A 26,138-nucleotide genomic window follows, 5' to 3' on the forward strand; every position below is an offset into this window, starting at 1 on the left:
GACCCTCGGCCGCGTACTTCCACGGCGTACTTCCTCGGCGCACGCATCATGACAAAGCGCGACCGCCCCCGCCATGGTCCGACGCGCACCGAGCGTGAAATCCGGCCGGTGCTACCGTGAGGATCCCGACCAGGACCTCGCCGAGGAGCTCCCGCCATGACCGTGCCTGATCCCGTGGTCCTGGTCGCCTGCGACAAGTTCAAGGGGTCGTTGGTCGCCACGGAGGTCGCGCAGCGGGTGGCCGTGGGGGTCCGGCGGGCCCTGCCCGACGCCACTGTGCGCAGCCTCCTCGTGGCCGACGGCGGGGACGGCACCATCGAGGCGGCCCTCGGCGCCGGCTACGAGGCGCGCACCACCACCACGTCGGGGCCGACGGGTCGACCGCTCCAGGCCCGGTACGCCGTGCTGGGGGCCACCGCCGTCGTCGAGCTCGCCGAGACCTGCGGCATCGTGCACCTGCCCGAGCGTCGCCTCGAGCCGCTCACCTCGACGAGCCGCGGGGTCGGCGAGGCGGTGCGGGCGGCCCTGGACGAGGGCTGCGCCGAGATCGTCCTCGGGATCGGGGGATCGGCCAGCACCGACGGCGGCACGGGGATGCTCTCCGCCCTCGGCGCACGCTTCCTCGACGCCTCGGGCCACGAGATCCCCGACGGCGCAGGCGGACTCGCCACCCTCGACCGCGTCGACCTGTCCGGCCTGCACCCGGCCCTGGCCGGCGCCCGCGTCGTCGTGGCGTGCGACGTCAACAACCCGCTGCTGGGCGACCGGGGCACGGCCGCCGTCTTCGGTCCGCAGAAGGGGGTCACCGAGCAGCTCCGTCCCCAGGTCGACGCCGGCCTGGAGCGGCTGGCCGACCTGCTCGCGGAGGCGACCGGCCGGGACACCCGCGACGAGCCGGGGGCCGGCGCGGCCGGCGGCGTCGGGTATGCCGCCTTGCAGGTCCTCGACGCCGAGATGCGGCCTGGTGTCGAGCTGGTCCTCGACCTCGTGGGCTTCGCCGAGCAGGTCGACGGCGCGGACCTCGTCATCACCGGTGAGGGTTCGCTGGACGAGCAGTCGCTGATGGGCAAGACGCCGGTCGGGGTCGCCGAGGCGGCGGCCCGCGCGGGCGTGCCGGTCGTGGCGGTCTGCGGGCGCTCGCTGCTCGCCGGGGGCCAGGCGGAGGCGGCGGGCGTCCGCCGCGTCTATGCCCTCACCGACATCGAGCCGGACCTCGCGCGGTGCATGAGCGCGGCGGGACCCCTGCTGGAGGAGCTGGCCGCTGCGGTGGCCCGCGACCTGGCGGCCGGGCGTCTCTGACGCTGCCGCCCGGCCTGGCTGTGCGCTCTGTGCGCTGGGGGCCTCTGTGCGCTGGGGGCTTTGTGCGCCCGGGGTCAGACCTTGGTGACCGGGGTGACCGGAGGCTTGCCGGCCAGGACGTCGAGGACGTTCTGCGCCGCAAGCTCGGCCATCGCCGTGCGCGTCTCGACCGTCCCCGAGCCCAGGTGGGGGAGCAGCACCACGTCGTCGCGGTCGAGCAGGCCCTCGTGGACGGTCGGCTCCGCCTCGAAGACGTCCAGCTCGACCTTGCGCGCACCGAGCTCCTCGGCCACGTCCGCGTCCAGCTCGTAGGCGTCGGAGTAGACGATCTCCATCCCGAAGACCTTGGCGCGACGCGCCATCGCGATGCCGATCTGGCCCATGCCGACGATGCCGAGGGTCTTGCCCTGCAGGCCCATACCGAGGTTGTAGAACATGCCCCACTGCCACGGCGTGCGGGACCGGATGACCCGCTCGCCCTCACCGAAGCGGCGCGTGACCATCAGCATGAGGCCGAAGGCCGTGTCCGCCGTCGTCTCCGTCAGCACCTTGGGGGTGTTGGTGGCGACGACGCCGCGGCGCTCGCAGGCGTGGACGTCGATGTTGTTGTAGCCCACCGCGACGTTGGCGACGACCTTGAGCTGGTCGCCGCACGCGTCGAGGAACTCCTCGTCGACGATGACGACCTTGCTCACGCGCTCTCGATCCAATCCTTGAGCTTGCCGAGGCCCTCGCGGATGCGGTGCTCGTCGATGCCGGAGTAGGCGAAGCGGATGTAGTCGCGGTCCTCGCCCGGCTGGCGGCGACCGAAGTGGTTGCGCGTGCAGAAGGACACGCCCGTCGCGTGCAGGGCCTGCGTCGCGAAGTCGTCGACATCCGTCGCACCCACCCGGCGCACCGCCTCCGTCACGTCCGGGAAGAGGTAGAAGGTCGACTCCGGGGTCGTCACGTCCACGCCGGGGATCTGGTTGATCATCGCGCACGCCGCGTCGCGGCGACCGCGCAGCACGTCGAGCATGTCGGCGACGGGCTGCTGGTCGCCGGTGAGGGCGGCGATGCCGGCGTACTGCACGAAGTGCGTAGTGCAGGACTCGTTGTTGGTGTTGTTGGTGTTCATGGTGGAGAAGACCTTGGCCACCTCGACCGGCGCGATGCCGGCGCCCAGACGCCAGCCCGTCATCGCGAACTTCTTGGAGAAGGTGTAGAGGATGACCGTGCGGTCCTTCATGCCGTCGATCGAGGAGATCGAGTGCGACTCTCCGCAGTAGCGCGTCTCGAAGTACGCCTCGTCCGACAGCACCCACAGGTCGTGCTCCTGTGCGAGCTGCGCGATCGCCTCGCGCTCCTCCTGCGTGGACTCCGCGGAGATCGGGTTTTGCAGGTCGTTGTAGATGATCGCCCTGGTCCGGGGAGTGATCAGCGAGCGCACCTGCTGCAGGTCGATCGCGAAGCCCCGCTCGGTCGGCAGGTAGCGATAGGCCCTGGCCACGCCGCCGAGGTACTCGATCTGCGACTCGTAGATCGGGAACCCCGGGTTGGGGTAGAGGACCTCGTCGCCCTCGTCCATCACGGCCTGCAGGAACTTGGTGATCACCGGCTTGCCGCCTGGCTGGATGGCGACGTTGTCGGCCGTGTATGCCGTGCCGCGCAGCCGGTTGATGTCATCGGCCATGGCCTCCCGCAGCTGCGGGATCCCTGGGCCGGGGCAGTAGCCGGTCCTGCCGTCGGCGATCGCGGCGTTCATGGCCTCGGTGATGTGGGCCGGGGTGGCCAGGTCGATGTCGCCGAGGTGGAAGGGGTAGATCGTGTTGCCCTTGGCCCCCCAGGCGGCCGCCGCGGCGGAGACCGCGAAGGCCGTCTCCGTGCCCAGGCGGGAAAGTCGTCGTGCCAGCGCCATTGCTGAATCTCCCTACGAGTGGTGTGTCGTCAATGACGTGGGTCGGCCCGGGTGCGGGACCGTCCTGCTCGCACTGTAGCGACCCGACGGCCGGACCCCACATCCCGGCTGCCACGGACCCGTCAGGGGAGGCGGCGCACCGTCAGGATCTGCTCCGCCCGGCCCACCGGGCCGTGCTCGTCGTAGAGGTCGGAGGAGGTGAGCCCGAGACCGGTCTCGCCGAAGGTGACCTCGGTGTCGAAGCCCAGCCAGCCGAGCGTCGGCGTGCGGAACAGGTGGACCGTGAGGTCGACGTTGGGGAACATCCACTCGCCCGGGTGCTGCCGCACCGCGATGCCGTTGGCGGTGTCGACCAGGCCCAGCATCCGCGCCACGCCGGAGGTCTCCTCGCCGCTGACGAGGTCCAGGTCGGTGCTGATCCACACGCGGCCGCGGCCGGGCTCGCCCCCGTCCACGGACCGGAAGCTCAGCGACCCGATGAACCCGCCGCCCCAGACGCCCTCGTAGCTGCGGACCTCGACCTCGTCGTGGTGGGGCAGTCCCGCGTGGAAGCCCCCGGCGACCTCGGTGGTGTCCTGGGTGACGAGCCGCCACGCGGTGGCCCGCACGACGGCCTTGCTCCCGGCATGCAGGGTCGCCTCGACGAGCTCGATGGTCCGCCCCGGACGCACCGTCTCGCACCGCACCTCGACCTCGGAGGCGGGGATCACCCCGAGGATCTCGTAGGTGATCCGCGCCAGCTGCATGTCCTCGCGCGGCGCGTGCCGGTCGATGGCGTGCGCGAGCAGACCGGCCACGGGCCCCATGTGCTGCTCCCAGGGGTTCCAGGCGCCCTGGGCGTGCAGGGTGGGCCGGTAGCGGCCGTCGCCGAGGGCGAGGTAGTAGGCGGGGGTGGTGGAGTCCAGGAGCGCAGGGTCGGGTCGGGCGGGGTCGGCCCGGTCGGGTCGGGCAGGTGGCGCTGACGTCATGCGCCCACGCTAGACGGGTGACAGGGCCTCTGACAGCCTGTGGCCATGTCCGAGACCGAGGCCCGTCGCCGCGCCCCCGAGGGGTTGTCCATCCGTCCCGAGGACACGCGCGACCACGCGGCCGTGCGGGACCTCGTGGCGCGGGCGTTCGTCGAGGAGCCCACCGTCGCGGACCTGGTCAGCCTGCTGCGCCACGACTCCGCGGGCGAGGAGGGGCACTCCTACGTCGCCGAGATCGGTGGCGAGGTGGTGGGGCACGTCATGATGACACGGGCCTGGGTGGACGCCCTCCCCCGGCTGGTCCGCGTGCTGGTCCTGTCGCCGCTGTCGGTGGCGCCGGAGTGGCAGTCCCGCGGCATCGGAGGGTCGCTGGTCGAGTACGCCCTCGCGGAGGCCGGCGGTGGCGACCACCCCCTGGTCTTCCTCGAGGGATCCCCGCTCTACTACACGAGGTTCGGCTTCCAGCGCGCCTCGCGGCTGGGGTTCGTCGCACCGTCCCGGCGCATCCCGGACCCGGCCTTCCAGGTCGTGACGCTGCCCGCCTACGAGGTGTGGATGACCGGTGCCCTGGTCTATCCCGACGTGTTCTGGCGGCTCGACGCCGTGGGGCTGCGCGGCGAGCAGCTGGAGGAGGCCGGCACCGCCATGGGGGAGGGCGCGGAGGCCGCGCCGGGCCAGCGCAGCCCACGCGGCCGCGGCGCACGCGACCCGGTTGGGTAGGGTCGCGGCATGAGCACCCGCAACCTCCTGCGCCGCGAGGCGCAGCAACGGTCCGAGCACCTGCGGATCGCGACCTACGAGGTCGAGCTGGACCTGTCGGGCGCCGACGACCTCGCGCAGCCGACCTTTCCCACCCGCACCACCGTGACCTTCACGTCCACGACGCCGGAGACCTTCCTGGACTTCCTCGGGCCGGTCGTGCGCCGGGTCGAGGTCAACGGGACGGACGTCGAGGTGGAGCACGACGGCAACCGGGTGCAGCTGAGGGGCCTGCTCGTCGGCGGCGACAATGTCGTCACGGTGGAGGGCGAGGGCGCCTACTCGCGGTCCGGGGAGGGGCTGCACCGCTACCGGGACCCCGTGGACGACGAGGTCTACCTCTACACGCACTTCGAGCCGACGGACTCCCGCCGCGTCTTCGCCGGCTTCGACCAGCCCGACCTCAAGGGGCGGTTCACCGTCGTGCTGACGGGCCGCGCCGACTGGGAGCTGCTCGCCAACCGGCCTGTGGTGTCCCGGGACTCGGCCGGAACCCGGGCCGACGGGGTCGAGCTGGTGCGGCAGGTGCACGCGCCGACCCCGCCGTTGTCGACCTACGTCACCTGCGTGGCCGCCGGCCGCTACCACCGGGTCGACGACGTATGGCGCGGCGGCGGCCGCGACGGGTCGTCGCTGGAGGTGCCGCTGGCCGCCCTGTGCCGACGTTCCCTGGTGGGGTCCTTCGACGGCGAGCGGATCCTCGACACGACCCGGCGGGGGCTGGACTTCTTCCACGAGCACTACGACTTCCCCTATCCCTGGGGCAAGTACGACTCGGTCTTCGTCCCGGAGTACAACCTCGGCGCGATGGAGAACCCCGGGCTGGTGACCTTCCGGGACGCGGGCTACGTCTTTCAGTCCGCGGCGACCCGTTCGCAGCACGAGACCCGGTCCAACACGATCCTGCACGAGATGGCGCACATGTGGTTCGGCGACCTCGTGACCCCGCGCTGGTGGGACGACCTGTGGCTCAAGGAGTCCTTCGCGGACTACATGGGCACCGAGGCCAACGCGCGCGCAACGGAGTTCACCGACGCATGGACGCCCTTCTGCGCACGGCGCAAGGCCTGGGCCTACCTGCAGGACCAGCTCCCGACGACGCACCCGGTCGTCGCGGACATCCCCGACGTCGAGGCCGCCAAGCAGAACTTCGACGGGATCACCTACGCCAAGGGCGCGTCCGTGCTCAAGCAGCTCGTGGCCTACGTCGGCAAGGAGGCCTTCTTCGCCGGCGCACGGTCCTACTTCCGGGACCACGCCTACTCCTCGGCCGGGCTCGTGGACCTGCTCGCCGCCCTGGAGGCGGCCTCGGGCCGCGACCTCGGCGGGTGGAGCCGGCTGTGGCTGCGGACGGCGGGGATCGGCACGCTGACGCCGCAGGTCGTGGAGCGCGACGGGGTCGTCGAGCGGCTGGTGCTGCGGCAGGAGGCGGTGGACGCGATGACGGGGGAGCCGGTGACGCGCCCCCACCGCCTCGTCGTGGGTCTGTATGCCCTGCAGGGCGACTCGCTGCAGCGCACCTCGCGGATCGAGCTCGACCTGGTCACGGACGAGCACGAGGTGGCCGAGGCGGTCGGCCTGCCGGTGCCGGACCTGGTCGTGGTCAACGACGACGACCTCACCTATGCCAAGGTGCGGCTCGACGACCGGTCGCTCGCCACCGTGCGCGGGCACCTGAGCTCGATCTCGTCCTCGCTCACCCGCGCCGTGCTCTGGTCGGCGCTGTGGAACTCCTGCCGCGACGGCGAGCTGCCCGCCGAGGACTACGTGCGGCTGGTGCTCGACCACGGGCCCCGCGAGGAGGACGTGGCACTGCTCGCCACCGTGACCGCCAACGCCCAGACGGCGGTCGAGGCCTATGCCCCTCCCGCCTCCCGCCCCCCGACCCGTGAGGCCTTCCTCGACGGGGTGGTGCGCGAGCTCGAGGCGGCCGAGTCGGGGTCCGGCGCCCAGCTGGTGTGGGCGCGGGTGCTCGCCTCGGGGTCGGCCACCAGCCCCCGCCATGCCGACCACGTGCGGTCGCTGCTCGAGGGCCACGTCGAGATCGAGGGCCTGGCCCTGGACCCCGAGCTCCGCTGGGCCTTCCTGCAGTCGCTGGCCGCCCAGGACCGGGTCGCGCCGAGCGAGCTGGACGCCGAGATGCAGCAGGACCGCACGTCGCTGGCGCCGGTGCGGCACCGGGCGGCGCTCGCGTCATACCCCCGGGCCGAGATCAAGCGCGAGGCCTTCCGCACCGTCGTCGAGGACACCGGCCTGACCAACGACCTGGTCACGGCGTGGACCACGGGCTACGCCCAGCCGGGTCACGCCTCGCTGACGGCCGACCTCGTCCCCGCGTACTTCGCTGCGCTGGAAGGCATCTGGGACTCCCGCAGCCAGGAGCTCGCCTCGCGCGCGGTGCTCGGGCTGTTTCCTCGCGGCGCCGACCTCGACCCCGGCCAGGAGCCCGAGGCGCACCCCGTCCCGGTCGCGGCGCAGGCGTGGCTCGACGAGCACCCGTCGGCGCCGGGCGGGTTGCGGCGCCTCGTCATCGAGCAGCGCGACCACGTGCTGCGCGCGCTGCGCGCCCAGACCTGCCGGGGGCAGGCCCGGTAGGTTCGAGGCATGACGCCCATCACCGGGGAGACCTACCGGATCTCCGTCCTCACGCCGCACCTGGTCCGGCTCGAGCAGTCCCCCGGCGGGCGGTTCGAGGACCGGCCCACCCAGGTCGTGCTGCACCGCGACCTGGGTGACGTCGAGGCCGAGGTCACGCGCACGACCCGGGGCATCGAGGTGGTCACCGACGGCTTCCACCTCAGCTACGACGAGCGGCCGTTCAGCCCAGAGGGGCTGTCTCTGCAGGTGCGCGGGGGCGTGTCCAGCTACCACTCCGTATGGCGCTACGGCGAGCCCTTCGAGACGCTCGGGGGCACGGCGCGCACCCTGGACAAGGCCGACGGCGAGATCCCGTTGGAGCCAGGAGTGTTGTCCCGCAACGGTTTCGCCGTCCTGGACGACTCCCGTTCGCTCGTGCAGGTCCCGCGCGACGACCAGGTCGGGCTGGAGCCCCGACCAGCCGACACCCTCGACCTCTACGTCTTCGCCCACGGCCGCGACTACCGCGCGGCGCTGCGCGACTACTACGCCCTCACCGGCCCCACGCCGCTGGTCCCCCGGTACGCCCTCGGCAACTGGTGGAGCCGCTACCACCGCTACTCCGACGACGAGTACCGTCGTCTGGTCGAGAGGTTCGCTGCGGAGCGGCTGCCCTTCTCGGTCGCCGTGCTCGACATGGACTGGCACATCACGGATCCCGATCCTCGGTTCGGGAGTGGCTGGACGGGCTACACCTTCGACCCGGAGCTGTTCCCCGACCCGGCAGGCTTCCTCGCCTGGCTGCACGACCGGGGGATGCGGGTCACGCTCAACGACCACCCGGCGGACGGGGTGCGGGCCTTCGAGGAGGCCTACCCACGCATGGCCAGGGCCTTGGGCGTGGACCCGGCGACGGAGGCCCCGCTGACCTTCGACGTCACCGACGACCGTTATCTCGCGGCGTTCTTCGAGCACGTGGCACACCCGCTCGAGCGGCTCGGCGTCGACTTCTGGTGGATCGACTGGCAGTCCGGGCCCTACTCCCGCCTCCCCGGCCTGGACCCGCTGTGGGCGCTCAACGACCGCCACTTCCGCGAGCTCGCCTCGACGGGGACCCGGCCGATGATCTTCAGCCGCTACGCCGGGCCGGGGTCGCACCGCTACCCGGTGGGATTCTCCGGCGACACGGTGATCTCGTGGGCGTCGCTGGCCTTCCAGCCCGCCTTCACCGCGACGGCGTCCAACATCGGCTACGGCTGGTGGAGCCACGACGTCGGCGGCCACATGTGGGGCGTCAAGGACGACGAGCTGGCCGTCCGCTGGCTGCAGCTCGGCGTTATGTCGCCCATCACCCGCCTGCACAGCGCCGCCAACCCGTTCAACGGCAAGGAGCCGTGGCGCCACGGCCCGCTCGCCGAGCGAGTCATGGGGGAGTGGTTGCGGTTTCGTCACCGCCTCGTGCCCTACCTCTACACGATGGCCGAGCGCGCCACGGCGCAGGGCAGGCCCCTCGTGGAGCCGCTCTACCACGAGCACCCCTGGCGCGAGGAGGCCGACGAGGCGCGCACCACCTACCTGTTCGGCTCCGAGCTGCTCGTCGCACCGATCACCGAGCCCGGCGACGCGCGGTGCGGGCTGGGGCGCGTCGTGACCTGGCTGCCGCCCGGCGACTGGTGGGACGTCGCCACGGGCTGGCGGTATGCCGGCGACCGCCGCCTCCTCGCCTACCGCGACCTGTCGACGATCCCCGTGCTGGCGCGGGCGGGAGCCATCCTCCCGCTGGCCGCGGACGGCGGCGAGGATTTCTCCGTCGACGAGGCGCCCGACGTCGAGATCCGTTGCTACGCGGGCGCGGACGGTGAGCTCACCCTCTACGAGGACGACGGCGCCCCCGAGGCGACGCTGCGGGCCGCGCGCACACCGATCCACCTCGACTGGGCGGGCCGCACGGTCGTGATCGGACCCACCGAGGGCGCGACCGACGTCGTGCCCGCCTCGCGCACCTGGCGGCTCGCGGTCGTGGGGGTGCCCGCGGGCACCCGCCTCGCGATCACGGTGGACGGGGTCCCGGTGGAGGCCGAGACGGTGACCGACGAGGGACGGCATACGGTCGTCGCCGTCGTCACGGAGGTGACCCCCGACCAGCGCGTCGAGGCCCGGATCCTCGGTGCAGATCGGCTGGCCGACAACGACGTCCACGCCGCTACCTATGCCGTTCTCGACGCCGCGCAGGTGGAGTTCGAGACCAAGTCCGCTGCGCTGCAGGTGATCACGTCAGGCGCGGCGCCGGCGCACGTCGTCTCGCAGCTCATGGCCCTCCCGCTGGACGAGGCGCTCCTCGGGCGCCTGGTCGAGCTGGTGACGGCCTCGTGAGGGTCAGGTTGGGCGGCACGAGCGGAGGGAGGGTGCCGTGCGACGCGTGACGACGAGCCTCGCGGGGGCGGTGGCGACGGTCCTCACCCTGGGGACGGCGGCCGGGTGCACCACCGACACCCCGGGCCCGCAGGACGTGGCCCGGCGGTATGCCGAGGGTCTGGCCCGCCTCGACCTGGCCGGCGTGCCCCTCGACGGCGCGGACGCCGCCACCGCGACGACCCGCCTGACCGCCCTGACCAGACCCCTCGCCACCGCCAAGCCGCAGGTCAGCGTCCGGCAGGCCGGCCCCGACGAGGGGGACTCCACGACCGCCCGCCTCGCGGTGACCTGGCCCGGGACGGGGGCCAGGCCCTGGACCTACGAGACGACCCTGCCGCTGGTCAGGCGGGACGGCGCCTGGCGCGCCCGGTGGAGCCCGGCGACGGTCGTCCCTGGGGCGGTCGACGGCGACACCCTTCGCGTGCAGCGCCTCCCGGCCGAGCGGGGGCGCATCCTCGGGGCCGGCGGCACCGCCATCGTCCAGCCGCGGCCGGTGCGCCGGATCGGCGTGGACAGGGCGCGGGTCACCCCCGAGCAGGCGCTCGCGGCGGCGCCCAAGGTCGCGGCCTTCGCCGGGCTCGGCGACGTCGCCGCCTACACCGAGCGGGTCCGGGCGGCCGGTCCCCGGGCCTTCGTCGAGGCGATCGTGCTCCGCCAGGGTGACCCCACCCTGGCTCGGCTGGACGCCCTGACGGCCTCGACACCGGGGGTGGGCGTCGTGGACGCGGAGCTCCCGCTGGCCCCGACCCGCACGTTCGCCACGCCGATCCTCGGCACCGTGGGCGAGGCCACCGCCGAGATCGTCGAGCGGTCCCAGGGGGCGATCGTGGCCGGGGACGTGGTCGGTCTCTCCGGCCTGCAGCAGGCGCAGGACGCGACGCTGCGCGGCACCCCGGGGCTCGCGGTCTCGCTCGTGCATGCCGGCACCGCCACCCCCGTCCACAGCACGCAGCCCGTCGCGGGCCGGGACGTCACGACGACGCTGGACGTGGCCCGGCAGACCCGCGCCGAGCAGCTGCTGGCCCAGGTCGCACCCGCCAGCGCGATCGTGGCGATCAAGCCCTCCACCGGCGAGGTCGTGGCGGCGGCGAGCGGTCCCGGAGGACAGGGCTATTCGACCGCCACGCTCGGGAGGTACGCCCCGGGGTCGACGTTCAAGGTCGTCAGCGCGCTCGCGCTGCTGCGCGGCGGCCTGACCCCCGCCACCACCGTCCCGTGCACCCCAACCGTCACCGTCGACGGCAAGCCCTTCGAGAACTACGACGCCTACCCCGCCGACGGCCTCGGCCAGGTGCCCCTCTCGACCGCCTTCGCGAAGTCCTGCAACACCGCCTTCGTCGCCTCGCGCGACAAGGCCGCCGGGGACGCGCTGCCGCGGGCCGCCGTCTCGCTCGGGCTGACCGCGACCCCGTCCGCCGGCGTGCCCGCCTACCTCGGCGGGGTGCCGGCGCCGGGCAACCAGGTCGAGGCCGCCGCCGAGATGATCGGCCAGGGCGAGATCACGGCGAGCCCGCTCGGGATGGCCACCGTGGTCGCCGGCGTGGTCAAGGGCGGACCGGTGACCCCGCGGATCGTCATACCCACCAACGAGACCGGCTCCACGACGCCCCCCAGCCCGCCGGCCCAGCCCGTCACCCCCACCGAGGCGGCCACCCTGCGCGCCCTCATGCGCGGCGTCGTCACCGGCGGCAGCGGCGAGGCGCTCGCGGACCTGCCCGGCGAGGTCATCGCCAAGACGGGCACCGCGGAGTTCGGCACCACGAGCCCACCCAGGCTGCACGCCTGGATGGTCGCGGCCCGGGGCGACCTCGCGGTGGCGGTCTTCGTCGACGAGGGGGAGGGCGGGTCGCGCACGGCCGGGCCCATCCTCGAGGCCTACCTGAAGGGATGAGGAGTCATGAGCACGCACACCCGCACCACCTCGGCCCCCGCCTCCTCCCCGTGGGCGCTGTATGACGGCCTCACGGCGCTGGTGCCTCGCGGCATCACCGTCACGACCTGCGTGGTGTCGCGCTGGGCGCTGGTCGAGACCGACGCCGACGGGGCCGGCCTGTCGAGCGTGCCCGCCGACGGACGGGACGACCCGCACGGGCCGCAGGACGTGGTCGGCCAGGACCTCGCCGACGTGGCCGCGCTCGTGCGCTCGTGGGACCGCCGCCTCGCCGCGATCGGGCTCGCCGCGATCAACGCCTGGTGCAACACCCAGGAGCGGCTCGAGGCGCACGCCGGTGACGTGATCGACTGGGACGCCTCGGCGTTCGAGCGCGCCGACCAGCTCGTCGAGGGGCGGCGGGTCGCTGTGGTGGGACGCTTCCGCCACCTCGACCAGCTCGCCTCCCGCTGCGACCTCACGGTCCTCGAGCGCCAGCCGCAGGGCGACGACCTGCCCGACGCGGCAGCGGAGTTCGTGCTGCCCGAGGTCGACCACGCGTTCCTCACCAGCATGACCCTGGCCACCAAGACGCTGCCGCGCCTGCTCGAGCTGAGCCGCGACGCCCGCACCACCCTCGTCGGGCCGAGCACGCCGCTCGCGCCGGAGGTGTTCGCCGGCCGGGTCGACGAGATCAGCGGGTCGCTCGTCTACGACGCCCCGTGGTGCCGCCGTGCGCTGATGCAGGGCCAGGGCATGGCCTCGATGCGGGGTGCGCTGACGCTGTTCAACCTCCGCGTGCGCGCCTGACCCTGCCCCCACGGAGGGGCCGCTCAGGGGCAGCGGACGACCTGTCCGGCATACGCCAGCCCGCCACCGAAGCCGAAGAGCAGGATCGGCGCACCGCTCGGCACCCGGCCGCTGCGCACCAGCTTGGACAGGGCCAGGGGCACGCTCGCCGCCGAGGTGTTGCCCGACTCGACCACGTCGGTCGACACGACCGCGTCGACCGCGCCGATCCTGGCCGCGAGCGGCTCGATGATCCGCAGGTTGGCCTGGTGCAGGACGATCGCGCCGAGCTCGCTCGGTGCGATGCCGGCGCGGTCGCAGATCTGACGGGCGATGGCGGGCAGCTGCGTCGTCGTCCAGCGAAAGACGGCCTGGCCCTGCTGGCTGAACCCGTCGGGAAGCTCCTTGATCACCACGGCGTCGCCCATGTCGGGCACCGACCCCCACACGACCGGGCTCACGCGGGGCTCCGGGGACGCCTCGACCACCACGGCGCCGGCGCCGTCACCCACGAGGATGCAGGTCGTGCGGTCGCTCCAGTCGATGAAGTCGGTGAACTTGTCGACGCCGACGACGACGGCGCGGGTCGCGCTGCCGGTGGCGATGGCCTGGTCCGCGAGCGCCAGGGCGTGGCAGAAGCCCGAGCAGACGGCGTTGACGTCCATGACGGCGGGGGTGGTCCCGAGCCCCAGCCGGCGCGCCACCTGCGCGGCGGTGCTCGGGGAGCGGTCGTGGTTGGTGCAGGTCGCGACGATGACGAGGTCGATGCCGGCCGGGTCGATCCCCTTGTCCTGCAAGGCATCTCGCGCCGCATTGGTGGCCATGTCGGCGACCGTCTCGTCCGGGGCGGCCACGCGGCGCTGGGCGATGCCGACCCGGCGGGTGATCCACTCGTCGCTGGTGTCGACCAGGCGGGACAGCTCCTCGTTGTCCAGGATGCGCTCGGGCTGGTAGTGGCCCACAGACACGATGCTCGAACCGGACACGGGTGGGCTCCTCGGGCAACGGTGGACGGGTGCGTCGGTCCGCCCCAGCATGCGCGTTACCCGGGGGTACGCAGAATCGGCGTCGTCCTGCGGGAGGTCGACGGATCGTGGCGAGGCGCCGGCCCTGAGGTCTTACCCCCTGTGGCGTAACGGGCGGGGGCGTCATACGCTCGCGAGGCGACCAACGTCGGTCGCACGCCATCTCTGGGAGGAACCGTGCACAAGCACACACGAACCGGTCGGGGCAGACCGGTCATCGTCTCGGCGGCTGCCGCAGCCGTCGCCTTCGGCCCCCTGACCATCGCCGGCGCACCGGCGGTCGCCGCGGGCCAGGGCTCCGCCGAGCTCTACATCGTCCAGGTGCAGGGCGCACCGCTCGCCACCTACACCGGCGGGGTCGAGGGGATCCCCGCCACCAAGCCCGGCAAGGGCAAGAAGGTCAAGGTCAGGTCCAGCGCCGGACAGCGCTACGCCCAGCACCTCAAGGCCGACCACACCGACACGCTCGAGGCCGCGGGGGTTCCGGCCTCGGCGAAGACACGCGACTACACCACCTCCTTCAACGGCATGGCCGTGCGTCTCACGCCCGCTCAGGCGGCCAAGCTCGAGAAGTCCGGCGACGTCGTGCGCGTGTGGAAGAACGAGATCCGCACCGCGGACACCAACACCACGCCGCAGTTCCTGGGCCTGGACGGTCCGAACGGCGTGTGGCAGAAGCAGTTCGGCGGCAACGCCAACTCCGGCTCCGGGATGATCATCGGCGTCATCGACTCCGGCATCTGGCCCGAGAACCCGTCCTTCGCGCCGCTCGCCGACCCGACCGACCAGTGGCGCATCGACCAGAACTGGAACGGCGTCTGCGACGGCGGCACCGGCCCCGACAAGGTCACCTGCAACAACAAGCTGATCGGCGCGCGTGCCTACTACAGCGCCTCCACGGTCGAGCCCTTCGAGTTCAAGACGCCGCGCGGCTACAACGACCACGGCACCCACACGGCCGGCACCGCCGCCGGCAACTACGGGGTCCCCGCCTCGATCAACGGCATCTCCGTCGGCACGATCTCCGGTATGGCGCCCGCCGCCCGCATCGCGGCGTACAAGGCGCTGTGGGCGACCCCCGACGGCCGCGCGAGCGGCGCGACCGTCGACCTCGTCGCGGCGATCGACCAGGCCGTCGCGGACGGCGTCGACGTCATCAACTACTCGGTGTCGGGCTCGAGCGTCTACTCCGTGACCCCGGACGAGGTGGCCTTCTTCAACGCCGCCGACGCGGGCGTCTTCGTCTCCGCCTCGGCCGGCAACTCCGGCGACACCGTGGGCGAGTCGTCGGTCGCGCACAACTCACCGTGGGAGATGACGGTGGCCGCCAGCACGGCCCCCAAGGCCGTCAGCAAGAAGCTCACGCTGGGCAACGGCCAGACCTACACCGGTGTGGGCACCGGCGGCAAGGTCGGCCCGGCGACGGTCATCGACTCCGAGAAGGCGGGCCTGCCGGGCGCGGACCCGGCCAAGGTCAGGTACTGCTACTCGGACGCCGACGACAACCACGGCAACGGCATCACGCCGGTCCTGGACCCCGCCAAGACCAAGGGCAAGATCGTCCTGTGCACCCGCGGCGGCAACGCCCGCGTCGACAAGGGCGAGGCGGTCAAGGCGGCCGGCGGCATCGGCATGATCCAGGTCAACACCTCGGACGCGCAGTCGCTCAACGCCGACTTCACGCCGGTCCCCATGGTCCACCTGAACGCCACGGACGGCGCCAAGGTCAAGGCCTACGTCAACGGTGACGCCAACCCCACCGCGACGATCGGCGACCCCTACCTCGACCCGGCCGCGCGCAACCCGCAGATGGCGGGCTTCTCGTCATACGGCCCGTCCCTCGCCGGCGGTGGTGACCTGCTCAAGCCCGACATCACCGCCCCGGGCGTCGACATCATCGCTGCCGTCTCCCCCAAGGCGGACGGTCACAACAACTTCAACTCGATGTCCGGCACCTCGATGTCGGCCCCGCACATCGCCGGCATCGCCGCGCTCATCAAGCAGGCCCACCCGGAGTGGACCTGGTCCCCGATGGCCGTGAAGTCCGCGATGATGACGACGGCGACCACCCAGGACGACAAGGGGCTGCCGATCCAGCGCAGCGGCGAGAACGCCACCCCGCTGGACTACGGCGCCGGCCACGTCCGTCCGGCCCAGGCCCTCAACCCGGGTCTGGTCTACGACTCCTACTCGCCCGACTGGCTGATGTACCTCTGCGGCATCAAGCAGCTCGAGCTCGTCCAGGCGCCGGGCACCTGCGACCGGGTCGGCACCATCGACCCGAGCAACCTCAACTACCCGAGCATCGCGATCGGCGACCTGGCCGGCTCGCAGACGGTCACCCGCTACGTGCGCAACGTCGAGAGCAAGACCGCGACCTACAAGGCGCGCGTCCAGCAGCCGACCGGCGTGAGCGTCAAGGTCGAGCCGGCGGTGCTCACCGTCAAGCCGGGTGAGACCAAGAAGTTCACGGTCACCTTCACCCGCACCGCGGCGCAGATGGACCAGTACGGCTTCGGCGCGCTCACCTGGCAGGGCAACCGCGGCCAGGTCGTCCGCAGCCCGCTCGCGATCCGTCCGGTGGCCCTGGCCGCCGGCACCAGCGAGATCAAGAGCACGGCGACGTCCGGCTCCGAGGTCGTCGCGATCACGCCCGGCTACTCGGGCACGCTGACCGCCAAGCCCGCCGGCGCGATCCCGTCGCAGGTCAGCACCGGCACCGTCGCCAAGGGGGCCGTGCTCACGACGACCGTGCAGGTGCCGGCCGGCACCAAGGCCGCGCGCTTCGCCACGTTCGACGCCGACTACCCCCAGGGTGTCGACATCGACCTGGTCGTCAAGAAGGACGGCAAGGAGATCGGCACCAGCGGCGAGGCCACGGCGCAGGAGCAGGTCACGCTCATGGACCCCGCTGCCGGCACCTACACGGTCGAGGCCAAGCTCTTTGCCGGGGCGGACTCGCTCGCGGTCAAGCAGCACTCGTTCGTGCTGGGCGACAAGGCCGAGGGCAACCTGACGGCCACGCCGGCGACACAGTCCGTGACGATGGCTCGGCCGACCAGCGTGATCGCCGCGTGGCAGGGCCTGACCGCGGGGCAGCACTACTTCGGTGCGATCTCGCTCGGCAACGGCACCGCCACGATCAAGGACGTCCTGGTCAGCCTGGACCCCCAGTGATCTCGGCCCGCTGAGTCGACGACGAGGGCCCGTCACCTCCCGCGAGGAGGGGGCGGGCCCTTCGTCGTCCCCGCGTCGATCAGCGCGTCGTGACCAGGCCGTGCAGGTCGGGGAGCACGAGGTCGGCACCCGCCGCGCGGAGCTCGTCCGCGGAGAAGCTCGTGGTCACGCCGACGACGGTCCCGGCGCCGGCGGACCGACCCGCGCGGACGCCCGCGGGGGTGTCCTCGGCGACCAGGCAGTCCTCGGGCCGGACCCCGAGGGTGCGTATGACGAGCAGGTAGCCGTCGGGAGCCGGCTTGCCCTCGGTGACGTCCTCGCGGGTCACCATCGCCGCGAACCGCCCCGCGCCGCCGAGGATCTCGAGCGCGGTGCGGGCCCAGCGGCGGTCGGCCGAGGTGACGAGCACGCACGGGATCCCCCGCGAGCAGGCGTCGTCGACCAGCTCGCGGGCGCCCTCGACCGGCTCGGGGAGCAGGTCGTGGGGGTGGTGCGAGGCGACCTCGTGAAGGAGCGCGGTCGGGTCCTCGCCGGACCACGGCCCCGGGGTGCCGGCGAAGACGTCGTCCGGACGACGCCCGGTGAACTGCGCCAGCAGGGCGTCGTCGTGCTCCCACCCGCGGGCGCCGAAGAACCGCCGGTAGGTCTCGCGGTGCACGGGCTCGGAGTCGACGAGGGTGCCGTCGAGGTCGAGCAGCAGCGCGGCGGGAGGCCTCAGGCCGGCCACGTCAGCAGCCTCTGCCCGACGGCGACCTGCTCGCCGGCCCGGTCTGCGGGCACGGCACCGGCCGGCTGGTCCAGGACGCACACCATGACGATGGGGGAGCGGTCGCCGGCCTCGACGGTGGCGGGGTCCCAGCGGACCACGACGTCACCCGCCTCGACGTGGGTGCCCTCGGTCGCGACGACCTCGAAGCCCTCGCCGCCGAGCTGGACGGTGTCGATGCCCAGGTGGACGAGCACGGCAATGTCGCCGTCGCCGTCGCCGGCGATGGCGAAGGCGTGCGGGTGGAGCTTGGCGATCGTGCCGGTGATCGGTGCGACGGCCGTCTGCGGCTCGCGGGTGGGGTCGACGGCCAGGCCGGGGCCCACCATCTCGGCGGCGAAGACGGGGTCGGGGACCTCGGACAGCGGTCGGATCGTCCCGGCCGCCGGGCTGAGGACGTCCGTCACAGCAGGTCCTCGATGTCCTCGGCGAGGTTGTCGGCCTCGGGGCCGACGACGACCTGCACGACCGTGCCGGCGACGACCACGCCGTGCGCGCCGGCGGCCTTGAGGGCGGCCTGGTCGACGACGGAGGCGTCCTTGACCTCCGTGCGCAGGCGCGTGATGCACGGCTCGATCTCGACGATGTTGGCGGCGCCGCCGAGGGCGGCGAGGATGTGCTCGGCCTTGCTCATGTCAGGGTCGGTCCTTTCGGGCTGGGCTGGGCTCTCAGCGGGTCTCGGAGGCAGGCGAGCCGGCGTCGGTCTGGGTGACCTTGGCGAGCCCGCGCGGGTTGTCCGGGTCCAGGTCCAGCCGTGCGGCGAGGCGTTCGACGACGAGCTGGGCCGGGACGATGGTGCCGATGGGGGACAGCGTCTCAGGTGCGGCGGGTGCCGGCACGTGCAACCCGCAGGCGCGCACGAAGTCCTCGTCACCACCGACACCGACGACGGTGGCGCCGCGCTCGGCGAGCGACCCGGCCAGCTCGGTCATCGCCGCCGTGAGCGGGCCGTCCTTCGCGGCCACGAGCACGGCCACCGCGCCGGGACGGACGACCGCGATGGGCCCGTGCCGCAGGTCGGCGTAGGAGTAGCCGCGCACCGGGCGCAGGCAGGTCTCCTCGATCTTGAGCGCCGTCTCGAGCGCGGTGCCCAGCAGCAGGCCGCGCCCCGTGACGATGGTCGGGCCCATGGCCTCGGCCAGCGCGCAGGCGGCCTCGTCGACGCCGGTGCCGGCCTCGATGACCTGCGCGATGCGGCCGGGCAGCTCGGCGAGCTCGCCGTCCAGCGCGACCCGCGCACCCTCGTCGGGCGCCAGGGTCGTGGCCAGGACGGCCATGGCGATGGTCTGGCCGAGGTAGGTCTTGGTCGCGGGCACGGCGAGCTCGGGACCGGCCTGGGTGACGAGGGCGAGGTCGGCCTCGGCCGCCAGCGGGGAGTCGCCCACGTTGGTGACGGCGACCGTCGCCGCGCCCTGCTCGCGGACCAGCGCCTGCGTCTCGACCAGCTCCTGGGTGCCCCCGGACTGGCTGATGGTGACCACGAGCGTGTCGGACAGGTCGACGGCGGCGTGGTAGTGCGTGAACACGCTCGGTGCCAGCATCGCGGCGGGGCGTCCGGCATACGTCTCGAGCAGGTACCGGCCGTAGAGGCCGGCGTTGTCGCTGGAGCCGCGCGCCGCGAACAGGACGTGCCGTCGCCCCTCGGCGAGCGCGGCGATCTGCGGACGGAGAGGCGTGAGCGCCTCGATGGTGCGAGTGGCGGCGGCGGGCTGCTCGTGGATCTCGCGCAGCATCTGGCTCTCGGTCATGACGTCTCCTTCGAGTCACGAGTCGGCATCGACGTGGGCGGGTGCGTTGACAGTGATGGCTACCAGGTGGATCCTACAGGTCCGTACTGGTACGGACCAGTTTTACCCCAGCAGCGACGACGCTCCCCACGGACGTCCGGACGAGAGGACCCTGATGCCACCGCGCACCCCGCTCGCCGACGGCCCCGTCCCCAAGCACGTCCAGCTGCGCGAGGCCCTCGCCCGGCAGGTCCGCACCCTCGGCCCCGACGAGGCGATCCACTCCGAGCGCGAGCTCATGGCGGCCTACGACGTCAGCCGGGCCACAGTGCGCCGGGCCATCGAGGGACTCATCGCCGACGGCGTCCTGCACCGCATCCAGGGCAAGGGCACCTTCGTGGCCCGGCCGCGCGTGCAGTCCCACCTGCACCTCGCGTCGTTCACGCAGGACATGCGGCGCCGGGGCCTCACCCCGTCCACGCGCCTGGTCGGCATCAGCCTCGAGCAGCTGCCCGGCCAGGGGGCCGCGGACCTGCGTCTCGAGGTGGGAGCGCCGGCCTGGCTGGTCCGACGGGTCCGGCTCGCCGACGACGAGCCGATGGCCTACGAGCGAGCCTGGTACCCCGCCGACCTGCTCCCCGGGCTCGACCAGCGCGACCTCACCGGCTCGCTCTACGACGTGCTGGCCCGCGACTACGCGCTCACCGTCGACGAGGCCGAGCAGACCGCGTGGGCCGACCAGGCCCAGTCCGTCGCCCGCCACCTGGGGGTCTGCGCCGGCTCCCCCGTCATGATCTTCGACCGGACCTCCCGCTCCCGGGGCCGGCCGATCGAGCGCGTGCGCAGCTGGTACCGCGGAGACCGCTACCAGCTGCACATGTCGCTCGACCGCACGATGGCGCCCTGATGCCGTCGCGCAGCACCACCCCGCACCCCCGAGAGGAACGCCCGATGAGCACCACCAGCACGACGACGGCGTCGGCGCCCCGCGAGCGCAAGGGCCTGGCCGCCGCCCAGAAGCTCGGCCGCAGCCTCATGCTGCCGATCGCCGCGCTTCCCGCGGCAGCCATCCTGCTGCGCCTCGGTCAGCCGGACATGCTCGGTGCCGACGGCGCCGGCTGGACCCAGGTCGCCCCGGTCATCGCGGCCGCCGGCGGCGCGCTCTTCGACAACCTGCCCCTGATCTTCGCCGTCGGCGTGGCCATCGGCTGGGCCAAGAAGGCCGACGGCTCCACCGCCCTGGCCGCCGTCATCGGCTACCTCGTCTTCAAGGGCGTCGGCGACGCCATGTCCCTGATGGTCCTCCAGCAGCCGACCGCGGCCGGCGCCAAGCCCGCCCTGATCAACTACGGCGTGCTCGGCGGGATCATCATCGGCCTGCTCGCCGGGTGGCTGTGGCAGCGCTACTACCGCATCTCGCTGCCGCCCTACCTGGCCTTCTTCGGCGGTCGCCGGTTCGTGCCGATCGTGACGGCCTTCGCCGCGCTGCTGCTCGCCGTGGCCACCGCCTTCCTCTACCCGGCCTTCAACGCCGGCCTCACCTCCGTCGGCGAGTGGGTCGCCCAGAACACCATCCTCGGCGGCTTCGTCTACGGCACGCTCAACCGGCTGCTGATCCCCCTCGGCCTGCACCACATCCTCAACTCCGTGCCGTGGTTCATCCTCGGCGACTACACCGCCGCGTCCGGCAAGGTCGTCCACGGCGACATCGCCCGCTTCCTGGCCGGCGACAGGACAGCCGGCGCCTTCATGACCGGCTTCTTCCCGATCATGATGTTCGCCCTGCCTGCCGCGGCGATCGCCATCTGGCAGGAGGCCAAGCCGGCCGCCAAGAAGGTCACCGGCGGCATCATGCTGTCCGCGGCGCTGACCGCCTTCCTCACCGGCGTCACCGAGCCGCTGGAGTTCGCGTTCATGTTCGTCGCCTGGCCGCTCTACGTCATCCACGCCGTCCTGACCGGCACCTCGCTGGCGCTGGTCAACGCCCTGGGCATCAAGGACGGGTTCGGCTTCTCGGCCGGCGCCATCGACTTCGCGCTCAACCTGGGCATCGCCACCAACCCATGGCTGCTCGTCCCCATCGGCCTGGCCTACGCCGCGCTCTACTACGTCCTCTTCCGGTTCGTCATCCGCAGGTGGAACCTCAAGACGCCCGGCCGCGAGGACGAGGGCGAGGAGAGCGCCGTGCTCGACGCCGACGCCCGCCGATGATCCTCACCGCGCAGCGGCTGCTCACCACCCGGGGCATCACCGGCCCCGGGTGGGTCCGCGTCCAGGGCGACACGATCGTCGAGGTGTCGTATGCCGAACCGCCCGCACCCGGGGCCGGGCCGGACGCCGAGGAGCGGCTGGACCTCGGGGACGTGCTCCTCGCGCCCGGCTTCGTCGACGCGCACAGCCACGGAGGTGGGGGAGCGGCCTACACCGACGGCACGGTCGAGGCCGCCCGCCGGGTGATCGCCACCCACCGCGCCCGCGGCACCACCACGATGATGGCGAGCCTGGTCACCGACACCGTCGACGAGCTCGCCCGGCTGGTGGGGGTGCTCGCGCCGCTGGTGACGGACGGCGAGCTGGCGGGAGTGCACCTCGAGGGGCCTTGGCTGAGCCGCTGCCACAAGGGCGCGCACGACCCGGACAAGCTGGTGCCGCCGACCCGCGCCGACCTCGGTCGGCTGCTCGGCACGCATCCCGGGACCGTGCGGATGGTCACCCTGGCGCCCGAGCTCGAGGGCGGGATCGAGGCGGTCCGCACCGCCGTCGAGCACGGCGTGGTGGCGGCGATCGGCCACTCGGACGCGACCTACGACCTCGCCCTCGAGGCGGTGGACGCGGGGGCGACGGTGGCGACGCACCTGTTCAACGCGATGCGGCCGCTGCACCACCGCGAGCCCGGCATCATCGGCGCGTCGCTGACGGACCCGCGCGTCGCCGTCGAGGTGCTCTGCGACGGCATCCACGTCCACCCGGCGATGGTGCGCCACGCCGCCGACACCTGCCCCGAGCGGCTCATGCTCGTCACCGACGCGATGGCGGCGGCGGGGGCGCCGGACGGTCACTACCTGCTCGGCCCGCTCGGCGTCGAGGTGACCGACGGCGTGGCGCGGCTCGTCACCAACGGCGCCATCGCGGGGAGCACGCTCACGCTGGACCGCGCCGTCCGCTTCGCCGTTCAGGTCGCCGACGTCCCGCTGGAGGTCGCGCTGGCCGCCGCCACCACCAACCCCGCCCGGGTGCTCGGGCTGGACGACCGCGGCACGCTCGAGCCCGGCCGGCGCGCCGACCTGGTCGCCCTCGACGGTGACCTGCAGGTCGCCGCGGTGGTCCGCGCCGGGATCCGCCTGAGCTAGGTCGCGGCCCGCGCGAAGGGGCCGGTCACCGCGATGCGGCGACCGGCCCCTCGGCATACGGGCGGGACCTCGGTCCGGACGGATCCCGAGCTCAGTGACCCACCGGGCGATCCATCCCCTCGGTGTCGCTGTGGTCCGGGACCACGATCGGCCGCAGGCGCGCCCACGCCATGAAGCCGCAGGCGACGACCAGCAGGGCGACGCCGGTCCACAGGTTGGCGTTGACGCCACCGGTCTTGTCGAGCTCCTTGTCCCCGAACAGTCCCATCAGGGTGAGGACCAGGCCGTAGAGGCCGAGCAGGTAGCCGATGAAGTTGCGGATGTCGAACGCGCCCGCCTTGTGCCGACCCGTTCCCGGGCTGTCGTCGGCGGGCTGCGCGGCGGAGGAGCTGGTGCTCATCGGTGCCTCCTCAGGCGAAGATCGTGTTGAGGATGATGACGAGGACGAGAGCCAGGCCGGCCAGCGGCACCGGCCGGGCGAGCAGCGGCAGGGCGGCCGCGTCCGCGTCGGTCAGGTGCTCCTTCGGCGTCTCGGAGTAGACCAGGCCGAGCAGCGACTCGCGCGGCTTGGGCTTGGTCATGAGGGAGACCACGACGCTGACGACGATGTCGACGACGAAGGCCGTGGAGGCGGCGAGGAAGGCCAGGCCCTGCCCCGCCATGTCGAACGCACCACCGAACTTCGAGGCGTACCACAGGCCGATGGCCGAGACGGTGCCGGCCACCAGGCCCGCCCAGCCGGCGGTCGCCGTCATCCGCCGCCAGAACATGCCGAGGATGAAGGTCGCGAACAGCGGGGCGTTGAAGAAGCCGAACAACGTCTGGAGGTACTCCATGACGTTGCCGAACTGCCCGGCGATGCTGGCCGTGAACACCGCGACGATGGTGGCGGCAACGGTGGCCAGGCGGCCGACGCGCAGGTAGTACTCGTCAGGCTTGTCCTTGACGACGTACTCCTGCCACAGGTCGTAGCTGAACACCGTGTTGAAGGCCGAGATGTTGGCGGCCATGCCGGCCATGAACGCCGCCAGCAGACCCGCGATCGCGAGGCCTAGCAGACCGTTGGGCAGCACGTCGCGCATCAGCAGGAGCAGAGCGTCGTTGTAGGTCGCGGTCGTGTCGCCGCCGCCCTTGAGCGTCTTGATCTCGCCGACCAGGACCGCCGCCACCATGCCGGGCAGGATCACGATGAACGGGATGAACATCTTGGGGAAGGCGCCGATGATCGGCGTCTTGCGGGCCGCGGTGATGGAGTTGGACGCCATCGCCCGCTGCACCTCGACGAAGTTGGTCGTCCAGTAGCCGAAGGACAGCACGAACCCGAGGCCGAAGATGATGCCGACGACCGACAGGATCGGGCTGTCGAAGCCCGACAGCGCCTGGCCCGGCCAGGACGACAGCTGCTCGGCGCCACCGGGCGAGGCCGTGACCCGCTCGGTGAACCCGCCCCAGCCGCCGACGCGGTGCAGACCGATCAGTGTCAGCGGCAGCAGCGCCGCCACGATGACGAAGAACTGCAGCACCTCGTTGTAGATCGCGGCCGAGAGGCCACCGAAGGTGATGTAGGACAGCACGATCACGGCGGCGACGATCAGCGACACCCACTGCGGCCAGCCGAGCAGCGCCTCGACGATGCGGGCGAGCAGCAGCAGGTTGACGCCGGCGATCAGCAGCTGCGCCAGCGCGAACGAGATCGCGTTGACCAGGTGAGCGCCCGGGCCGAAGCGACGGAGCATGAACTCCGGCACCGACCGCACCTTGGAGCCGTAGTAGAACGGCATCATCACGACGCCGAGGAAGAGCATCGCCGGGATGGCGCCGATCCAGAAGTAGTGGAAGGTCGGCATGCCCATCTCGGCACCGGTGGCGCTCATGCCCATGATCTCGACGGCACCGAGGTTGGCCGAGATGAACGCGAGCCCGGTGACCCACGCGGGGAGGGACCGGCCGGACAGGAAGAAGTCGATGGAGCTGGAGACCTGGCGGCGGGCGGCGAACCCGATGCCCAGGACGAACAGGAAGTACAGCGCGATCAGGAGGTAGTCGACCCAGGTCGCGTCGATCAAGGTGTCCTTGGCGGCGATGGCCGCCGCTGGAACGAGTGCAGTCATGGGACCACCCTTGCGTCGGTGGAAAGGTATGGCGGGACCCTACGCCCGCCACGGGACGACCACCTACCGGGCCCCTCGTGGTCCTCGCACTGTGGCCGAACCGTCATACTGGGCGGGCCATGTCATCGCTCGCGCCGTCGCCCGCAGAGGAGCGCATCCCTCGTGAGATCTGGGTCCTGGTCGCGGCGGCCCTCGTCATCGCGCTCGGCTTCGGCCTCATCGCCCCTGTGCTGCCCGCCTACGCGCGGTCCTTCGACGTCGGGGTGACGGCGTCGTCGGTCGTCGTCAGCTCGTTCGCGCTGATGCGGCTGGTCTTCGCGCCGGTCGGCGGGCGCCTCATCGGTCGGCTCGGTGAACGCCCCGTCTACCTGCTCGGTCTGCTCGTCGTGGCGGTCTCGACGGGGGCCTGCGCCTTCGCCGGTTCCTACTGGCAGCTGCTGGTCTTTCGTGCGCTCGGGGGCATCGGGTCCACCATGTTCACCGTCTCGGCGGCCGCGCTGATCGTGCGGCTCGCGCCACCGAGCCTGCGCGGGCGGGTCTCGTCGGCCTACGCCTCGGCCTTCCTCACGGGCAACATCCTCGGCCCGGTCGTCGGCGGCACCCTGGCCGGTCTCGGCTATCGCGTGCCCTTCGTCGTGTATGCCGTCACCCTCGTCATCGCGTCGGCCGTCGTCGCGGTGTTCCTGTCCGGCGCGTCGTTGCGGCCGGCCCCCGGCTCGGTCCCGCTGCCGCCGACGACCGTGCGCGAGGCCTGGGCCCACCCGACCTACCGCGCCGTCCTGGGGGCCGGTTTCGCCAACGGCTGGTCGAACTTCGGCATGCGCGTGGCGATCCTGCCCCTCTTTGCCGTCGCCGCGCTCGGCACCTCCCCTGCGGTCGCGGGGCTCGCGCTCGCGGTGTTCGCCGCCGGCAACGCCTGCGCCCTCACCGTCTCCGGCCGGATGGCGGACCTGCGGGGTCGCCGCCCTCTGGTGATCGCCGGGCTCGTGGTCAACGGCGTCTTCACGATGGTCGTCGGGGTCACCGGGTCCCTGTGGCTGCTGTTCGTCGTGTCGCTGCTGGCGGGGGCCGGGGCGGGGCTGTTCAACCCCGCGCAGCAGGCCGCCGTGGCCGACGTCGTGGGCAACGAACGCTCGGCGGGCGAGGCGCTCGCGACCTTCCAGATGGTGCAGGACGCGGGCATGATCGTGGGGCCCGTGCTGGCCGGCGTGATCGTCGACCACGTCGGCTACGGCTCGGCGTTCGCGCTGTCGGGGCTGATCACGCTGTTCGCGGTGGTGCCGTGGCTGCGCGCCCCCGAGACCGCCCCTACCACCACCTGACCCACCCGCACCTCGCCCCCACCCGCACCTCACCCCCACCCGCACCCTCACCCCCGATCTGGGGTTGACCCCGTTCGACGGACACC

General features: G+C 72.5%; 21 protein-coding genes. 11 read left to right on the forward strand and 10 right to left on the reverse strand.

Annotated features, from left to right (window positions below):
- Positions 1-156 precede the first annotated feature (156 nt).
- Positions 157-1,299 carry a glycerate kinase gene (locus ACF3NS_RS05850; protein ID WP_392468471.1) on the forward strand — a complete coding sequence of 381 codons (1,143 nt, stop codon included), beginning with the start codon at positions 157-159 and terminating at the stop codon, positions 1,297-1,299.
- Positions 1,300-1,373: 74 nt separating this feature from the next.
- Here ACF3NS_RS05850 and ACF3NS_RS05855 read toward each other — a convergent pair whose 3' ends face one another.
- The 3 genes from ACF3NS_RS05855 to ACF3NS_RS05865 all read right to left on the reverse strand — a co-directional run bounded on the left by ACF3NS_RS05855 (position 1,374) and on the right by ACF3NS_RS05865 (position 4,164).
- The gene (locus tag ACF3NS_RS05855; protein ID WP_392468474.1) at positions 1,374-1,994 is read right to left on the reverse strand and encodes an NAD(P)-dependent oxidoreductase; all 621 of its coding nucleotides are present in this window, start codon (positions 1,992-1,994) and stop codon (positions 1,374-1,376) included.
- Complete coding sequence (locus tag ACF3NS_RS05860) at positions 1,991-3,196, reverse strand: pyridoxal phosphate-dependent aminotransferase (RefSeq protein WP_392468477.1); 1,206 nt, start codon at positions 3,194-3,196, stop codon at positions 1,991-1,993. Before ACF3NS_RS05860 ends, ACF3NS_RS05855 begins: the two co-directional genes overlap by 4 nt.
- A gap of 122 nt (positions 3,197-3,318) precedes the next feature.
- Positions 3,319-4,164, reverse strand: coding sequence for a thioesterase family protein (locus ACF3NS_RS05865; RefSeq protein WP_392468480.1), 846 nt, complete (start codon positions 4,162-4,164; stop codon positions 3,319-3,321).
- A 45-nt stretch (positions 4,165-4,209) separates the two neighbouring features.
- Here ACF3NS_RS05865 and ACF3NS_RS05870 point away from each other — a divergent pair, with 45 nt between their 5' ends.
- Genes ACF3NS_RS05870 through ACF3NS_RS05890 form a run of 5 tightly spaced genes read left to right on the forward strand, consistent with a single transcriptional unit; the run spans position 4,210 to position 12,595 of the window.
- Positions 4,210-4,884, forward strand: a complete 675-nt coding sequence (locus tag ACF3NS_RS05870; protein WP_392468483.1) for a GNAT family N-acetyltransferase — start codon at positions 4,210-4,212, stop codon at positions 4,882-4,884.
- A 9-nt stretch (positions 4,885-4,893) separates the two neighbouring features.
- Positions 4,894-7,518, forward strand: a complete 2,625-nt coding sequence (gene pepN, locus ACF3NS_RS05875) for an aminopeptidase N (protein WP_392468485.1) — start codon at positions 4,894-4,896, stop codon at positions 7,516-7,518.
- 9 nt (positions 7,519-7,527) lie between these two features.
- Positions 7,528-9,873: a TIM-barrel domain-containing protein gene (locus tag ACF3NS_RS05880; RefSeq protein ID WP_392468488.1), complete on the forward strand. Its 2,346-nt coding sequence runs from the start codon at positions 7,528-7,530 to the stop codon at positions 9,871-9,873.
- 46 nt (positions 9,874-9,919) lie between these two features.
- Entirely contained in the window at positions 9,920-11,806 is a 1,887-nt protein-coding gene (locus ACF3NS_RS05885) for a penicillin-binding transpeptidase domain-containing protein (protein WP_392468491.1), read from the forward strand.
- A gap of 6 nt (positions 11,807-11,812) precedes the next feature.
- Positions 11,813-12,595, forward strand: a complete 783-nt coding sequence (locus ACF3NS_RS05890; RefSeq protein ID WP_154593807.1) for a Rossmann-like domain-containing protein — start codon at positions 11,813-11,815, stop codon at positions 12,593-12,595.
- 23 nt (positions 12,596-12,618) lie between these two features.
- Here ACF3NS_RS05890 and ACF3NS_RS05895 read toward each other — a convergent pair whose 3' ends face one another.
- Positions 12,619-13,560 carry a beta-ketoacyl-ACP synthase III gene (locus ACF3NS_RS05895; RefSeq protein ID WP_288797476.1) on the reverse strand — a complete coding sequence of 314 codons (942 nt, stop codon included), beginning with the start codon at positions 13,558-13,560 and terminating at the stop codon, positions 12,619-12,621.
- Between the two features lie 216 nt (positions 13,561-13,776).
- On the opposite strand from ACF3NS_RS05895, the gene ACF3NS_RS05900 reads away from it, so the two are divergent.
- Entirely contained in the window at positions 13,777-16,776 is a 3,000-nt protein-coding gene (locus ACF3NS_RS05900; RefSeq protein WP_289032452.1) for a S8 family peptidase, read from the forward strand.
- Positions 16,777-16,855: 79 nt separating this feature from the next.
- On the opposite strand, the gene ACF3NS_RS05905 is transcribed toward ACF3NS_RS05900, so the two are convergent.
- The 4 genes from ACF3NS_RS05905 to ACF3NS_RS05920 are packed head-to-tail and all read right to left on the reverse strand — an operon-like array spanning position 16,856 to position 19,290.
- A complete protein-coding gene (locus tag ACF3NS_RS05905; protein ID WP_392468495.1) occupies positions 16,856-17,503 on the reverse strand; it encodes an HAD family hydrolase in 648 nt (215 codons plus the stop codon).
- Positions 17,491-17,949 carry a PTS glucose transporter subunit IIA gene (locus ACF3NS_RS05910; RefSeq protein WP_392468498.1) on the reverse strand — a complete coding sequence of 153 codons (459 nt, stop codon included), beginning with the start codon at positions 17,947-17,949 and terminating at the stop codon, positions 17,491-17,493. Before ACF3NS_RS05910 ends, ACF3NS_RS05905 begins: the two co-directional genes overlap by 13 nt.
- Positions 17,946-18,176, reverse strand: a complete 231-nt coding sequence (locus tag ACF3NS_RS05915) for a glucose PTS transporter subunit EIIB (RefSeq protein WP_154593804.1) — start codon at positions 18,174-18,176, stop codon at positions 17,946-17,948. Before ACF3NS_RS05915 ends, ACF3NS_RS05910 begins: the two co-directional genes overlap by 4 nt.
- Positions 18,177-18,210: 34 nt before the next feature.
- Entirely contained in the window at positions 18,211-19,290 is a 1,080-nt protein-coding gene (locus tag ACF3NS_RS05920; RefSeq protein ID WP_392468500.1) for an SIS domain-containing protein, read from the reverse strand.
- Positions 19,291-19,444: 154 nt separating this feature from the next.
- On the opposite strand from ACF3NS_RS05920, the gene ACF3NS_RS05925 reads away from it, so the two are divergent.
- Genes ACF3NS_RS05925 through nagA form a run of 3 tightly spaced genes read left to right on the forward strand, consistent with a single transcriptional unit; the run spans position 19,445 to position 22,619 of the window.
- Positions 19,445-20,176: a GntR family transcriptional regulator gene (locus ACF3NS_RS05925; RefSeq protein WP_392468503.1), complete on the forward strand. Its 732-nt coding sequence runs from the start codon at positions 19,445-19,447 to the stop codon at positions 20,174-20,176.
- Positions 20,177-20,220: 44 nt separating this feature from the next.
- Positions 20,221-21,480, forward strand: coding sequence for a PTS transporter subunit EIIC (locus tag ACF3NS_RS05930; RefSeq protein WP_392468506.1), 1,260 nt, complete (start codon positions 20,221-20,223; stop codon positions 21,478-21,480).
- Entirely contained in the window at positions 21,477-22,619 is a 1,143-nt protein-coding gene (gene nagA / locus ACF3NS_RS05935) for an N-acetylglucosamine-6-phosphate deacetylase (RefSeq protein ID WP_392468508.1), read from the forward strand. Before ACF3NS_RS05930 ends, nagA begins: the two co-directional genes overlap by 4 nt.
- Before the next feature lie 91 nt (positions 22,620-22,710).
- Here the strand turns inward: nagA and ACF3NS_RS05940 are convergent, their stop codons facing one another.
- Together ACF3NS_RS05940 and ACF3NS_RS05945 are read right to left on the reverse strand one after the other, a co-directional pair.
- Positions 22,711-23,019: a hypothetical protein gene (locus ACF3NS_RS05940; RefSeq protein ID WP_154593799.1), complete on the reverse strand. Its 309-nt coding sequence runs from the start codon at positions 23,017-23,019 to the stop codon at positions 22,711-22,713.
- A 10-nt stretch (positions 23,020-23,029) separates the two neighbouring features.
- The gene (locus ACF3NS_RS05945) at positions 23,030-24,730 is read right to left on the reverse strand and encodes a sodium:solute symporter family protein (protein WP_392468511.1); all 1,701 of its coding nucleotides are present in this window, start codon (positions 24,728-24,730) and stop codon (positions 23,030-23,032) included.
- A gap of 119 nt (positions 24,731-24,849) precedes the next feature.
- Here ACF3NS_RS05945 and ACF3NS_RS05950 point away from each other — a divergent pair, with 119 nt between their 5' ends.
- Positions 24,850-26,052, forward strand: coding sequence for an MFS transporter (locus tag ACF3NS_RS05950; protein WP_392468513.1), 1,203 nt, complete (start codon positions 24,850-24,852; stop codon positions 26,050-26,052).
- Positions 26,053-26,138: the final 86 nt, after the last annotated feature.

This window comes from Arsenicicoccus cauae (assembly GCF_043162025.1).
Classification (GTDB): domain Bacteria; phylum Actinomycetota; class Actinomycetes; order Actinomycetales; family Dermatophilaceae; genus Arsenicicoccus; species Arsenicicoccus cauae.